The 15,198-nt window shown below is 46.1% G+C and carries 10 protein-coding genes; 6 read left to right on the top strand and 4 right to left on the bottom strand.

Annotated elements, in window-relative coordinates:
• Positions 1 to 64: 64 nt before the first annotated feature.
• The gene (locus PSM36_RS00330) at positions 65 to 967 is read right to left on the bottom strand and encodes a class I SAM-dependent methyltransferase (RefSeq protein WP_161947531.1); all 903 of its coding nucleotides are present in this window, start codon (positions 965 to 967) and stop codon (positions 65 to 67) included.
• A gap of 468 nt (positions 968 to 1,435) precedes the next feature.
• Between PSM36_RS00330 and PSM36_RS00335 the strand changes: the two genes are divergently transcribed.
• Together PSM36_RS00335 and alaS are read left to right on the top strand one after the other, a co-directional pair.
• Entirely contained in the window at positions 1,436 to 2,383 is a 948-nt protein-coding gene (locus PSM36_RS00335; protein WP_076928296.1) for a sugar phosphate isomerase/epimerase family protein, read from the top strand.
• Positions 2,384 to 2,545: 162 nt separating this feature from the next.
• Positions 2,546 to 5,164, top strand: coding sequence for an alanine--tRNA ligase (gene alaS, locus PSM36_RS00340; RefSeq protein WP_076928297.1), 2,619 nt, complete (start codon positions 2,546 to 2,548; stop codon positions 5,162 to 5,164).
• 66 nt (positions 5,165 to 5,230) lie between these two features.
• On the opposite strand, the gene PSM36_RS00345 is transcribed toward alaS, so the two are convergent.
• Complete coding sequence (locus PSM36_RS00345; RefSeq protein WP_076928298.1) at positions 5,231 to 6,541, bottom strand: LpxL/LpxP family acyltransferase; 1,311 nt, start codon at positions 6,539 to 6,541, stop codon at positions 5,231 to 5,233.
• Between the two features lie 44 nt (positions 6,542 to 6,585).
• Positions 6,586 to 7,551, bottom strand: coding sequence for a bile acid:sodium symporter family protein (locus tag PSM36_RS00350; RefSeq protein WP_076928299.1), 966 nt, complete (start codon positions 7,549 to 7,551; stop codon positions 6,586 to 6,588).
• Positions 7,552 to 7,846: 295 nt separating this feature from the next.
• On the opposite strand from PSM36_RS00350, the gene PSM36_RS00355 reads away from it, so the two are divergent.
• From PSM36_RS00355 to PSM36_RS00370, 4 genes are all read left to right on the top strand, one after another.
• Complete coding sequence (locus tag PSM36_RS00355; RefSeq protein ID WP_161947532.1) at positions 7,847 to 8,392, top strand: gluconate 2-dehydrogenase subunit 3 family protein; 546 nt, start codon at positions 7,847 to 7,849, stop codon at positions 8,390 to 8,392.
• Positions 8,382 to 10,031, top strand: a complete 1,650-nt coding sequence (locus PSM36_RS00360; protein ID WP_076928301.1) for a GMC family oxidoreductase — start codon at positions 8,382 to 8,384, stop codon at positions 10,029 to 10,031. Before PSM36_RS00355 ends, PSM36_RS00360 begins: the two co-directional genes overlap by 11 nt.
• 11 nt (positions 10,032 to 10,042) lie before the next feature.
• Entirely contained in the window at positions 10,043 to 10,990 is a 948-nt protein-coding gene (locus tag PSM36_RS00365) for a multiheme c-type cytochrome (RefSeq protein ID WP_161947533.1), read from the top strand.
• A 142-nt stretch (positions 10,991 to 11,132) separates the two neighbouring features.
• Entirely contained in the window at positions 11,133 to 12,392 is a 1,260-nt protein-coding gene (locus PSM36_RS00370) for a replication-associated recombination protein A (protein WP_076928303.1), read from the top strand.
• Here the strand turns inward: PSM36_RS00370 and PSM36_RS00375 are convergent.
• On the bottom strand, positions 12,389 to 15,175 hold the full coding sequence (locus PSM36_RS00375) for a putative LPS assembly protein LptD (RefSeq protein WP_076928304.1): 2,787 nt from the start codon (positions 15,173 to 15,175) through the stop codon (positions 12,389 to 12,391). The genes PSM36_RS00370 and PSM36_RS00375 overlap by 4 nt on opposite strands.
• Between the last annotated feature and the right edge of the window lie 23 nt (positions 15,176 to 15,198).

The following is a 15,198-nucleotide window of genomic DNA, read 5'->3' on the forward strand; positions in this document are numbered from 1 at the left end:
AAATGGGCACGGTTGGAATAATTGGCCGGATAAATGTTATCCATTTCAAAAATAATATTTTCCGTTAGGAGGGGCAAGTTTTTTCGCTATTATTCGCCTGATTTCTGTTTATCTCCCATTTTTTCGCGATGTAAATGATAGAACTTGCTCGCTCCGGATTGAATAGGGAGCGCATAAGGCCTATCGCACCTACTCCGAATGGCCTCCCATATTTCATCAACGGATTACTCCCCCTGTATTTCTCACTCAGCAAGGAGATGTAAAAGGCATCCAAAGGCATACGTACTCTCTTTATTATTTTCAGGTGATGTTTGGTAAGTAGTTTTTCGACAGTATCAGGAGAGAAATGCCAGAGATGGCGTGGAATATCATAAGCAGCCCACAACTCTTTATAGAATCCTGCATCGTAGGAGTGACAGTTGGGGAGCGCAAGTACGATAATCCCTTCCGGAGTGGTAATCTCTTTTATTTTGTCGATGGTTTCATTGAGTTTTTCAAGATGTTCCAGTACATGCCACAGTGTTACGACATTGAATGAGGAACTCTCCATCTCCCAGAAAAAATTTTCGTCATTTACCATCAAGCCTGAGCGGATAGTCGCGCTTTCCCGGGCTTTTTCATCCTTCTCGATACCCGAAACAATCCATCCTTGTTCCTTTGCTGCTTCCAGAAAGTGACCCGTGCCGCAGCCGATATCCAGTAATCGGATGGGGGGCCTGGCCGCATGAGCTGCTACCAGGCCGACTTTTTTTCTCAGCATCCTTTTCCGGAAGTAGTGGTATAGCCGGTTGATCAGCCCTTTGTATGAATCGGAATGGGAGATATAATCCGGTGAGTCGTAATATCTGCCGATAGCATCTTCCGAAGGAAAATTATTTGTGAAACGAAACCCGCAATGGGCACAATCACAGACGGGAAATACCTCTCTGCTTGAGAAGTAATCGACACCGTCAAAAGTTTTCTTCAAATCGTTACTGCCGCAAACAGGACAGCTTGTAATGGTGATAATTGACATATATACGGATTAAACCTATATTAGACGTTCAAAAGTACGACTATTCACGTGGAAAGACAAATTTTCTATTTTCCTTTTTATAGGAGATTAGAAAAGTATTATTGTTAACTCAACGTTCGCATGTAAATTTGAAGCCATATATGGCTAAAGTGGGGATCTTTAGTTGTAATCATCAGAACAAGCGAAACATGATTGGTTAATATTATACCTGTTCTACAATATTTGATAGAAAAGCCAATTAAAAAATCTGTTTTTCTTGTTTAATAAATTGTAATAATTTATCTTTATAGCTTTCGATTTAGAACACCTGGCATTAAGGGAACAAAAGTTTTAAAAGAAAGTGTCCAGGACAGAGATCAATAAGGCTCCTTAACTTAAACAGATCCAGGCCATTGATGAATTCACATAAAAACAACCATTATGCAGTATTCTAGAAGACAATTTATTAAATCTGCGGCTGTCATTGCAGGAGCAGCGGCAGTCAATCCCCTCTCTTCCGCCGTTACACCTTCGGTTTCAGGATCTGTCTGGCAGAGCGGATCTACGCAGGGAATGAAGAAGGTGACCTTAAAAAAGAGTTTAGGGTTTGGAATGATCGATGAGAAATTGTCACTAACCGAAAAATTCAAACTGGTCAGGGATTTGGGTTTCGATGGAGTGGAACTCAACAGCCCGGTAGACTTGCCGATAGCGGAGATACTTGACGCAAAAGAAAAATCAGGGATTGAACTCCCGTCGGTAGTGAATAAGGATCACTGGAAATTGCCACTTTCCGATCCCGATCCGGAAGTGAGAAAGAAGTGTATCCAGTCGGTAGCCGCTTCACTTCGGGATGTGAAGGAACTGGGTGGTGATACCGTATTGGTGGTACCTGGAGTTGTCAATGAAAAGGTATCGTATGAACAGGCATATATCAATTCGCAGAACTCTATCCGTGAATTGATCCCTTTTGCAGAGGAGACCGGCATGCAGATTGCCCTGGAGAATGTATGGAACAATTTCCTCATCAGCCCCGTGGAAGCCAAAAGATATGTCGATGAGATCAATCATCCGCTGGTGGGATGGTATTTCGACATCGGTAATGTGTTGCGTTATGGATGGCCGGAACATTGGATCCGTACATTGAACAGGCGTATCATGAAACTCCATATCAAGGAATTCAGCCGTGAGTTGATGAATTCAAAAGGATTGTGGGAAGGTTTTAAGGTGGATCTGTTGAAGGGAGACAATAACTGGCCGGTGGTCATGGAAGCAGTACGTGAGATCGGTCACACGGGCGGATGGCTCACCGCTGAGGTTCCGGGTGGAAACAGGGATCATCTGAAAAAGATCTCCATGCAGATGGATGAGATTATTGGATATTTGTAATATGTTATAATGGCCTTATTCATCACGATATAATACAAACAACTTATTTACCTGTTTCACGACTTCCCCTTCACGGTTTTTATTCACACACTTGGGGATACGAAGTTTTTCATGTAATTTTGCATCTTGTTTAGAATAAATAAGAAGCAAAGAATAGTTTATATGATCACTTCCAAAGAGATAAGACAATCGTTTAAAGATTTCTTTCAATCGAAAGAACACCGGATCGTGCCTTCGGCTCCCATGGTGATAAAGGATGACCCTACACTGATGTTTACCAACGCGGGTATGAATCAGTTTAAGGATATTATTCTGGGAAATGCGCCGGTAAAATATCCTCGCGTAGCCGATTCGCAGAAATGTCTGCGCGTGAGCGGTAAACATAACGATCTGGAGGAGGTGGGACATGATACTTACCACCATACCATGTTCGAGATGCTGGGCAACTGGTCGTTCGGCGACTATTTCAAGAAAGAGGCTATTGCATGGGCATGGGAGTATCTGACGGAGGTGCTTAGATTAGATAAAGAACGGTTGTACGTCACCGTTTTTGAAGGAGCTGCTGAAGAAAATCTCGCACGGGACGATGAGGCAGCTGCTTACTGGGAAGAATACCTGCCCAAAGAACGGATTATCAATGGCAATAAACATGATAATTTCTGGGAGATGGGCGATACGGGCCCCTGCGGTCCCTGTTCCGAAATTCATATCGATATCCGTCCGGAAGAAGAACGGACTAAAATAGACGGATTGTCGCTCGTGAATCAGGGTCATCCTCAGGTGATTGAGATATGGAACCTGGTGTTTATGCAGTATAACCGTAAGGCAGATGGTTCACTGGAGCCGCTCCCCGCTAAAGTGATTGATACCGGAATGGGTTTTGAACGACTCTGTATGGCTGTACAGGGTAAACTGTCGAATTATGATACCGATCTTTTCCAGCCCATAATCCGAAAAATAGGAGAAATAAGTAATGCACTTTATGGCGAAGATCCCGCGAAAGATGTGGCAATGCGCGTTGTTGCCGACCATCTGCGTACCATCGCTTTCTCCATTACCGACGGACAACTTCCATCAAATGCCAAAGCGGGTTATGTGATCCGCCGTATCCTGCGGCGCGCGGTGCGTTACGGTTACACTTTCCTGGGAATGCACGAGTCATTTATGTACAGGCTGATCCCCACGCTTATTGAAGTGATGGGTGATGCTTATCCCGAACTGGCAGCACAGCAGATACTTATTGAGAAGGTAATGAAAGAGGAAGAAGAGTCATTCCTGCGTACACTGGAAACCGGTATCCGTCTCTTGGAAAAAAACCTGCCCGAACAGGAGGGTGGGGTGTTGAGCGGCGAAGTGGCTTTCCAGCTCTATGATACTTTTGGTTTCCCGCTGGATTTAACAGAACTGATCCTGCGTGAACACGGAATGACGGTCGACGTGGGCGGTTTTAATACCGAAATGGAGAAACAGAAACAACGTGCCCGTAATGCCGCTGCGGTAGAGACCGGCGATTGGACTAAAGTACGTGATGGTGAACCGGAGTTTACAGGATATGACGAAACTGAAACCGAGACCCGTATCCTCCGTTACCGTGCTGTAAAACAAAAGAACAGGGAATTCTTTCAGATTGTCCTTTCCCGTTCACCCTTTTATGCTGAAATGGGGGGGCAGGTAGGGGATACCGGCTGGCTGATTCCCGAAGAAGGCGAGAAGACCGATATTTTTGATACCAAGCGGGAGAATAATCTTGCGGTGCATTTTACGCGGAAATTGCCGGCGAATATAGAAGGAACCTTTACTGCCCGGATCGATACGGAAAAGCGGACGGCTACCGAATGTAACCATACTGCTACCCACCTGATGCACGAGGCACTTCGTGAGGTATTGGGCATGCATGTGGAACAAAAAGGGTCGTATGTATCTCCTGAACTGTTGCGGTTCGACTTCTCCCACTTCGGGAAGATGACTCCCGAAGAGATCCGTGAAGTGGAAAGACGGGTGACGGCAAAGATACGGAGTAATTATCCGATTGAAGAGCATCGTCATGTACCCATTGAAGAGGCAAAAGCCCAGGGAGCAATGGCGTTGTTTGGTGAGAAATACGGTGATGACGTGCGTACCGTCCGTTTCGGTTCTTCTATTGAATTGTGCGGTGGTACGCATATCTCATCTACGGGACGTATCGGCACATTCCGTATTATTACCGAGAGTGCCATTTCAGCCGGTGTACGCCGTATCGAGGCGGTAACGGCAAAAGTGTGTGAAGATTATCTTTATGCTAAAGAGGATGCATTAGTCGAGATAAAGAATCTATTGCATAATGTACCTGATGTGATGCAAGGGATCCGCCGGTTACTTGCCGACAACGAAGAGATGGAAAAAGAGATCCGGGAGTATGTGAAAGAGAAAACCGAACAGTTGAAGCAGCGAATTATCGATAAAAAGCAGGATATCCAGGGTATAACTCTCTTTAAGCTGATCATGCCGATAGGATCGGTTGATGTGGTGAAAGATATCGCTTACCAACTGAAAGGACAGTTCCCGGAGAAGATGATGTTTGTGGCCGGAACTTCTGCCGATGGAAAACCCAGTCTTACCGTTATGCTGAGCGATGATCTGGTGGCCGGAGGATTACATGCCGGGAATATGGTGCGTGAAGCGGCCAGGCAGATTCAGGGCGGCGGCGGCGGACAACCTCACTTCGCCACAGCGGGCGGCAAGAACGCCGATGGGCTGATTGCCGCTGTAGAGTCGATCGTACAGAAACTGAATGATTTTTGATTTGATAATGTGATGATTTACTGATGTGTTGATTGGTAATTAGTAATTAATAATTTGGTAATTAAATTACAATCGGATAAGCTCCAGTACCCTCTTCCACGTATCCGGGTGCTGTTTTGTGAACCGGCGTACTTTACTGTCCCGCAGGGTTGTTTTAAGCCACTTGCGCCAGTAGAGGGCAAAATAGAAGGTGAGCGGCATCAGGATAAAATAACCGAGCGCCAGCAGCCAGTCCTTTGTAACGGCACCGACGATAAGCGACTGGATCAGGTCGAATATGGGGACAAAAAAGAGTCCCGCGGCATATCTTGCCGATGGGATAAACTGCTTATCCTTGAACAGACCTGATAACTTTTTATTGATCAGGATGGGGAAGATACCATTCAGGAATCCCAGGAATGCTATAGGAGCGCTAAGGATAAGTGCCATGAAACGGGCAAAAAGATTCCATCCGGAGGAAGGTTTCCATAGCCGGTCTTTCGAAGTGAGTCCATGCTCTTTCAATAGGGCGTGGGCTTCACGAAAACCGGCTGTTTTTTGATCGAATTCCGTGCGATTGTCTTCGTACAGTTCATCCAGTCTTTTCACGATATAAAGCGATGCCTGCAGAAAATCGTCTTTCCTCCCGGAGAATTTTTCCCTTGCAATCCGGTCGCCATTCCAGTCAATGGCGTGAGAGTATTCATTATAAAACTCATCATTCCATATATTGACCACCATCGATTTGAGCCGGTTTTCCAGCTCCTGCCTCAACTGATTGATCGCCAGGACGGAATTCTCATTATACATATCCTTGTAACCGGAGACTTCGATGGGTGTACCGAAAGTAACATAAACGTCCGACAGAAAACCGAACATATCCCTGTAATAGATAGATACGGGAACAATCTGGCTCCGCAGTTGAAAGTCGACGGATGCTTCGGTGGGTAATACGATGCGGGGAACAGCTTTTTGTATAGGTAAAAGCGATTGCTTAGGGTTATGTTTTGCTTCGGGAAAGAGCGCGATAGGATTATTTTTTCGCAGGATACGGGCGGCATTGTTGAAGATCTCATTATTTTTGTCCAGGTTATCCTTGCCGTCGCGGATGCGGAAGACCGGCATAATACGCATTCCTCTCAGCAGCCATGCCATAAAGCTCTTTTTAAAAATATCGGCACGCGCCAGAAATACAATCTGTTTACGGTGATAGCTGGCGAAGACCAGTATCAGTGCGTCTATCAGTGCATTGCGGTGGTTAGGAGCGAAGATGATCGCTCTTTTTTTGGATACATTTTCCTTCTTTCCGACAAATACCAGTTTCCTGAAGTTTAATCTCAGGGCGGTATTCACCGGTATCTTGGCCAATGCATAACGAAAATCGTAACGGTATATCATATCTTGGATGTTTTGATCAATAATATCAGGGAAACAGGATTGGTTTAAGGCATTACTGCGGGAGTAATCACACGTCTTCTCCAGTAAAAAGCCAACAAGAGCCCGGCAACGATATGCCATATTCCCCACCATGCGGCGATAAAGGCCATCCCTCCCAGATGTAATTCGGGTGGGAATATCCTTGGATTAAAGATCAGTGCAAGTCCCAGTCCCGAGTTCTGGATACCGGTCTCTATGGAAATGGTTCTGCTGTTGATTTCGCTTACTTTGAATGTTTTCGGTAAGAAATATCCGCTTAAAAATGCCAATCCGTTATGGATAAGTACCAGAAAGAATATCAAATGGATATAGCGTAGGAAGAGGTCAAAATTTCCTGCCAGGGCTGCCACGATGAAACCCACGAAAAAGATGATAGAAGCGGCCTGTACACTTCTGTCGATTTTTCTTGCGAATACCGGGAATTTTATCCCCACGAACATTCCCAGAATCACGGGGATACCCAGGATCAGGAAGACAGTCCGGAACATCTCTACCGGATCAATTGTGATAGGAACCAGCAAGGGTGAATGCTTCGCATAGAGTCCACCCCAGAAGGCAAAATTGAACGGTGTCATAAAGAGGCTCATCACGGTAGTGATGGCGGTGAGACTTACTGAGAGAGTGATATTCGATTTCGATATGGAGGAGATCAGATTCGATACGTTACCACCGGGGCAGGCTGCTACCAATATCATCCCCATAGCTACGGCGGTACTGGGACGAAGCAGGATCACCAAGACAAAAGTAAATGCCGGAAGAAGTATATATTGCGCAATAACACCCAGTAATACCGGTTTCGGGTTGAATGCCAGTGTTTTAAAGTGCTGAGGCTTGATGCTTAGTGCCACACCGAACATGATAAAGGCAATGGCGATATTCATCAGGTTGACACTCTCCTGGTTAAAGTTTAGCCGGACCGTGTCGAGTTGTTCCAGATTTCCGAAAAGGGACAATAATGGAGTGAATTGCATTGGATGACTAATTGATTGTAAGTTACAAAAGTACAAAAATTATCATTCTGAAACATCCTGAGATTTTTTTGGTAATAAGTTTGATTGGTTTTTTGAGATAAAATTTTGTTTTGTTGCTCTTTTTTCTTTTTTTTGTAATCTGAGAGAAGGCAAATCAACTAATCAAAAATACCGGGATTGAGCATATTTAATAATACCGTTACCTTTTGCAGATGAAAAGGTGATTCTCTTTCGATATTTATAGTGAATTTCAATGGATCGTTTTGGTTTGGATATCAAATATTTGGATTTTCATATGATTAATCGACGTCAGTTTGTCAAGCGGGCAGCCATCTGTTACGGTTCCCTACTGCTGTTACCCGGCTGTGTGCGCAGGGTGGAAAAAGAATTCTACCGTGTCTTCTCCAGGGAGGAAGCAGAGTGTCTGGGGTGTATCTGTGAGCAATTTATTCCTTCCGATGAGTTTGCCGGAGCACGTGATGCGGGAGTTGTCAACTTTATCGATAAATTACTTTACCAACGTTTCCCTGAGTTGACCGAACCTTACAAAAACGGGTTGGGATCTTTGGAAGAGTTTTGCAGGGAAACATACGGAAGAACTTTCGCACAACTGGAATGGAATGTCCAGCATTTCGTGCTCGTGCAAATGGAAAAAGGTGGACTCCCCCCGTCTTTCTGGGGAAAAATTAACCAGAAAGAGTTTTTCAACATTGTGCTCCGTAATACCATGCAGGGCTTTTACGGTTCTCCCCGCCATGGAGGTAATAAGAACTACGTGAGTTTTCGAATGATGCGGTTGGATTTCCCGTTATTAATAGGGCAGAACAGATATGAAGAATAACCGTAAGACCGCGATTGTGATTGGAGCGGGAGCAGGCGGTGGGGTCATCGCAAAGGAGCTCGCCACCCACGGCATCCATGTCACTCTGTTTGAAAGGGGAGGATGGCCGGATTACGACAAGCATATCAATGATGAATTGATTTCACAGCGGGTACAGGAACTGGGCTCCGCATTCGGGCCGGATTGGAAAAGGAATCCCCGAGTAGTTATAGGGGATGACGGGAGTAAACATATAGTTACACCCCAGAATGGTGGTTATAACCATGTGGCAGCTTGTGTAGGTTCAGGTACGGTCTCTTACGGTGCGATGGCATGGCGTTTTATGCCGGAGGATTTTCACCTGAAATCGATCTATGGTCCTGTAGAAGGCTCTACTCTGGAAGACTGGCCGTTCTCGTATGAAGAACTGGCGCCCTATTACACGAAGGCAGAGCATGAAATAGGTGTGGCAGGGGATATGAGCGGGAATCCTTTCGCTCCCAATCGAGAGGAACCTTACCCGATGCCGTCCTTTGAATATAATAAGGAAGGGCGTTTCCTGGCAAAAGTATGCAAAGAAATGGGATTGCACCCTTTCCCGATACCCATGCTTCGGAACTCGGTTCCCTACAATGGGAGGCCAGGATGTATCAGGAACCGTACTTGCTGCGGTTATGCCTGCCCGGTGGATGCCAAGAACGGGACGCACAACACCGTTATACCCGTAGCCATGCAGACTGGCAATTGCCAGGTAAAGACCCATTGTTTTGTCTATAAAGTCCATACCGACGGCCAGCAACAGGCAACGGCTGTCTCCTACTTCGACGAAAAGAATAAAAGCCGGCAGATGGAGGCGGATATCATTGTTGTAGCGGCTTCTGCTACGGAGACAGCGCGCCTCCTGCTAAACTCCAAATCGCAGCAATTTCCCAAAGGGATAGGCAATGATAACGACTGGGTAGGGCGTAACCTGCAGGGACACGCATATACAGGTGCAACAGGGATATTTGATTTCGATGTCCTCGATCTCCAGGGCCCAGGCGCTTGTGTTGCCATAATGGATTATAATCACCATAACGAAGGTATCGTTGGAGGAGGTTTGCTGGCCAATGAGTTTTTTATGATGCCATATGCCTTTTCCGGTTTCAGGCCGGGTGGGTCACCCCGGTGGGGGGCTGAACATAAACGGTTCCAGCGTGAGAATTATTACCGGGTGAGCCGTATGATAGGACCTATACAGGAAATGCCCAATTTTGATATGCGGGTGACAGTAGACGAAACGGTAAGGGATTATTGGGGGGTACCGGTTGCAGCCATCTCCGGATCACGTCATCCCATTGATCAAAAGCATTGTGCTTTCCTTTCGGGGAAAGCACTGGAGATCATGCAACGTGCAGGAGCCTCCCGGGCATGGGCACATGGCGGTGGAGGGGGAATGACAGGCGGGCAACACCAGGCAGGTACATGCCGTATGGGAGATGATCCGGCCACATCGGTTGTCGACCGGTTTTGCAGGGTGCATGATCTGGATAACCTCTATATCGCCGATGGAAGCGTATTGGTCACCAACGGCGGTTTTAACCCGGTTCTTACCATTATGGCCATGGCTTACCGTACCGGTGAACAGATTGTGAAAAAATATACAGGGGGTGAGGCATGAAAAAAAGTTATATGATCATTGCAATTGCGGTCGCAGGATTTCTCACTATAGCAATCTCCTATGTTGCATGGAACAGAATGGATCCGGATTTCACCTGCGCTTTGTGCCATGAAATAAGACCCAGTTGCGTCTCTTGGAAAAACTCCGTCCATGCAGATATTTCCTGCACGCAATGTCATGGTACAGCATTAAGTGATGGTTTTGCAAGCCTGTCGGAGAAGGCCCGGATGGTATATGTCCACTTTACCCGGAAAAAGACCAACGAAGACCTTTACCTTAACGAATCGCAGGCTATGGCCATGGCAGACAAGTGTGCGGAATGTCACCAGGCGGAGTATGCGGCCTGGAAATCGGGAGCGCATTCCACTACCTACAGGGATATTTTTATGGATGTGGATCACAATAAAATGGAAAAGCCCTATTGGGATTGTTTTCGTTGCCACGGCGCACATTATGACGGCAATATCCACGATCTGATGTCACTTGAGGGAGATGCCACAGCGTGGGAGATAAGGGATGGCAAACAGGCCGATCGTCCGACGATAACCTGCCTGACATGTCACCAGATGCATGGTGGACAAGGTAAGCGAATTGGATATACCTCGTTAGATAAGGAGTCCCGGGACAAATTGATGCAAAAAACCGAACGATCTGCTACGGCCTTATATCTACGTGCGGAAAAGCGCCATCTGCCATCGGACAAGTTGCTCAAGCCCACCATCTACGACGGGGATTCACCGGTGAAGGTGTCCGACGACCCTAATACATGGCTATGCATGCAATGCCATTCGCCCAATGGTCGGCGCGAAGCAGGTACGGAGGATGATAAAACCCCAACCGGCCTTTACGAAGGGATGAGCTGCCTGGATTGCCATAACCCCCATTCTAACGGCTTAAAGAACAATTATAGAAATGTACATAATTCAAATTTATCTGTTCAACAGGCAGGTATAAATTGAGAATCTTTATTACTTTATGATGGTGGCAATGGTTCGGAGAGTTAAGCGAAGAGTGATACCATGACATTTTGATGCACTGTAAAAGTAGAAGATAAAGAAATTAAATTTATTTATCTTTGCAATGTATAAAAATTGAATTCCTATGGGTACACCTCTTGCGGAACGGCTCCGGCCGCAACATCTCGATGAACTGATCGGCCAGTCGCACCTGGTTGGCAGGGGGGCTGTACTGCGCCGGATGATTGACTCGGGAAGAATTCCTTCCATCATTCTCTGGGGACCGCCCGGCGTGGGAAAGACCACCCTTGCAAATATTATTGCAAACACGCTGAATGCTCCTTTTTACAAGTTGAGTGCCATCAACTCAGGTGTGAAGGATGTACGTGAAGTGATTGAAAAGGCAAAGAATAATCGCTTTTTTGAGTCATCGGCACCTATTCTTTTTATCGACGAAATCCACCGTTTTAGCAAGTCGCAGCAGGATTCCCTGTTGAATGCCGTGGAGACAGGTATTGTCACATTGATTGGCGCTACCACCGAAAATCCTTCATTTGAGGTGATTCGTCCATTACTATCCCGTTGTCAGGTATATGTCTTGAAACCGTTGGATAAGAAGGAATTGGAACAATTATTGAATCGGGCGCTTAACGAGGACTTTATCCTGAAAGAGAGAAAGATAGAAGTTAAAGAAACTGATGCCCTGTTTCGTTTTTCGGGAGGAGATGCCCGAAAGTTGCTCAATATTCTGGATTTGGCAGTAGCTTCCGACAATGATGAAGCAATCGTGGTCACCGACCAGATGGTGACTGAACGGTTACAGGAGAATCCGGCGGCTTATGATAAGGGTGGGGAGATGCATTATGACATCATTTCCGCTTTTATCAAATCGATAAGGGGTAGTGATCCCGACGCGGCAATCTATTGGCTGGCCCGGATGGTAGCGGGTGGGGAAGACCCCAAGTTCATTGCCCGGAGGCTGGTTATCTCGGCAGCAGAGGATATAGGGTTGGCGAATCCCAATGCATTGCTGTTGGCCAATGCATGCTTCGATGCCTTGCAGAAGATCGGTTGGCCGGAAGGGCGTATCGTATTAGCAGAAACTACCATCTATCTGGCCGCATCTCCTAAAAGTAATTCGGCCTATCTGGCTATTGACAGTGCTATGGCGAAAGTGGAGAAGACCGGCAATCTGCCCGTACCATTACATTTGCGCAATGCACCCACTTCTTTGATGAAAGAGCTTAATTACGGCAAGGAGTATAAGTATGCACACGACTATGAAAATAACTTTGTAAAACAGGAATATCTCCCTAAAGAGTTAAAAAATAGTCGTTTTTGGGAACCCCAATCCAACCCGGGTGAATCGAAAATGAACGAGTTAATGAAGAAACTGTGGGGTTAGTACCAGCTTGCTCCCCTGTCATACGGTGAACTGCGTTCGTCCCACTTCAGATCCTGCAATAGTGAGGAGTTGGCACGGATAGTGAAGTTATAGGATTTATAGGGCCCAATAGGGATAAAACTGGCGGACATGCTCCAGCAATGCAGGTTGCGCGTGAGTGTACAGTTGATACTGGTGAATCTGTTGACTTCGAAATTGTAATCGGTATTGAACGTGAAATTCCAGTTTTTGGTGGGCTGGATAGAACCACTCAACCCGAAACTATGGGTGAGTTTCCCCTTATACTCCATGCGTTCTTTGTTAAATTCCCCATATCCGTAACGCATCGAATAATTGAATGAGAGATTCCAATTCACCGAATTCTTCAGATAACCGTCGCTATCGAATTCTCCCATTGAGTTGTCAGTCTGCTCGAAAGAACTTCTCCTTTCGGCTTCTTCATATGGGTTTGCACCTATTGTGCCGTCATCCGGTAAATTATCAGGATCCGGTTCATTTTCATTCCCCCTGGAACTCCCGTCATCACGACCAAATAATTTTTTAAAAGTATCCTGATTCAGTGAATAGGAGAAAGATGTCCCGGTATTCATCAATTTTCCGATCCCTTTGCCATTGAGAACTCTGAGTTTATCTACCCTATGGGGAGTTCCGTTATGATCCAGTTCATAAAGATAGGGATCCCAGGTAGCATTCAGGCTGAGAGTATATGATTTTGACAATTTCAGGCGGATGTTGGAATTGATATTACTCCACTTCATGGAGTCGGCCATCATATTATAACTGAAGTTGATCCCCAGATCGTCGATCAAACTTATCTTTCGTACTCCGGTAGAATCTTTGTCGCTCAGGACTTTCATTTCAAGGTTATTCTTGAAATCGAAACCGATACTTCCACTTTGCCCGGTAGGAGCGGTCCCGAACATCATGGTGGAATAGGGAGAATAGGTATATTCCACATCTTCTCCATACTCGTTCCTGTAGGTGTATGTCTCGTAGAAATTGTATTTCGGGTCGCCGAAATCGGGTCGGTAGCTCAGGCTGATGCTGGGTGTGAATACATGCCGGATCGCCTGTACTTTATCCCCGAACATCTTCCATGGCGTGTACATCCCGTATATTTTTGTCTGTGCGCTGAGCGAGGTGCTGTAATCATACACACGTTTTAGCCCATGCACGGTATCCACGGGAACATGCCTCTTGGCGACGGGATCCCAGGCCTGTTTATGCGCACCGGTGTACCAGCGTTCGGTATAATTGAACGAGGGTGATAACTGGATGAAATCGAACAGGGTAAAGGTTGCGCTTACGGGAATGTTATGCCGCATGCCGTTTGTCCAGTCACGTACTAGATTCGACTTCAGGAATCGGTCTTCTTTTGTGGTGATGGAGTTACGGAATTCGCCGGAGTAGCTCATCGATATTTTTTCGTACCATCGTTCCGCACCCACAGCGTTTTTCCTTTTAAGGGGATAGATACGGCTCATGTTGAGAGAGAGGTTGGGTAGGGTGGCTGCGATAGTGGAGTCTCGTGATACCTGGTTGATGCTCATAGTGGCCGAGAGGCTCCATGGTGAGTCGGGGAAACGTTGGGTGAGGTTCACACTCGAGCTTTTGGTGTTGTTGGAGGCTTCCCGTGAATAGAGACGACTAAGATCCCTGTGGTTGTTCCTGCTGGTGGAGAAGTTCACGCTTGCCGAGAGGGTGCGGTACATGTTGGCTTTCGGGTCCTGCGAATGGGTCCAGTTGATGCGGAGGTCTTTCGCTACGGAGTATGCCTCGGGCACTACATCCTTAAGTTCTTTTTCACCGGTGACCGTAGTGAGGGAATACACATTGAAGTTACCGGAGTATTTGTACCGTTTACGGTAGTTTGAGCGAGCACCGATCCCCCATGAACCTTTTGTATAAAGTTCCCCCGTGACAGCAAGATCGATGTAATCACTCAATGCAAAGTAATATCCTCCGTTTTGGAGATAAAATCCACGGGCCATCTCATCGCCGTAACTTGGCATAATAATCCCTGACGAGTAGGTTTTTGTAAAGGGGAAGAATGCGAAAGGCAATACGACGGGAAATAGTGGCACATCGGCTACTACCAACCAGGCAGGGCCGGTAACAACATCCTTCTCCGGTCGTACTTTAGCTTTCGAAAGGTTCAGGTAGAAATGCGGGTGGTCATGCTGGTCGCATGTGGTATATTTCGCATTCCGCATATAAAAAGAGTTGTCGGGATTCATTTTGGCTTCATTGGCCACGATATGTCCCTCTCCTTGCTGGGTAATTACATTGTTGATAAATGCTTTTCGGGTATCGAAGTTGTAACGTACTTTCTTCATTTCATACTCCATCCCTCCTTCAGAGAAAACGGGGTATCCAAACTCTTTGCCTGCTGAGTCAATACCAAAGGTGGAAGAAATAATACTACTGTCCAGATCCATAGTAATGAATTCCCCCTTGATAGCCAAATTCCCATATTTAACATCGGCATCTCCGTAGAGATAACCCATATTGTTGCCGGTAAATACCATAGAATCCTGAGCCGTGTAAAATACAGCAGTCTCCAATACCTGTTTTGAGGAGACTGAATCGGGACTTGTGGAGAGTGTGTCCTGTGGTTGTTGGGGTGAGGCAATATCTTGTTTTATTTTGTCAGACAGGATTGATCCCGATGCGGCATTCCATACTGTCGGATCTGTTGCAGCAGCTGCTTTTCGGATAAAGAAGCCTTGCAAAAAGATGGCCAGCACAAAATATAAAAATATATATCGTAATAATTGCCTCATGCGGAATCAGCAGTTAGCGTATG

This window comes from Proteiniphilum saccharofermentans (genome assembly GCF_900095135.1).
GTDB lineage: Bacteria > Bacteroidota > Bacteroidia > Bacteroidales > Dysgonomonadaceae > Proteiniphilum > Proteiniphilum saccharofermentans.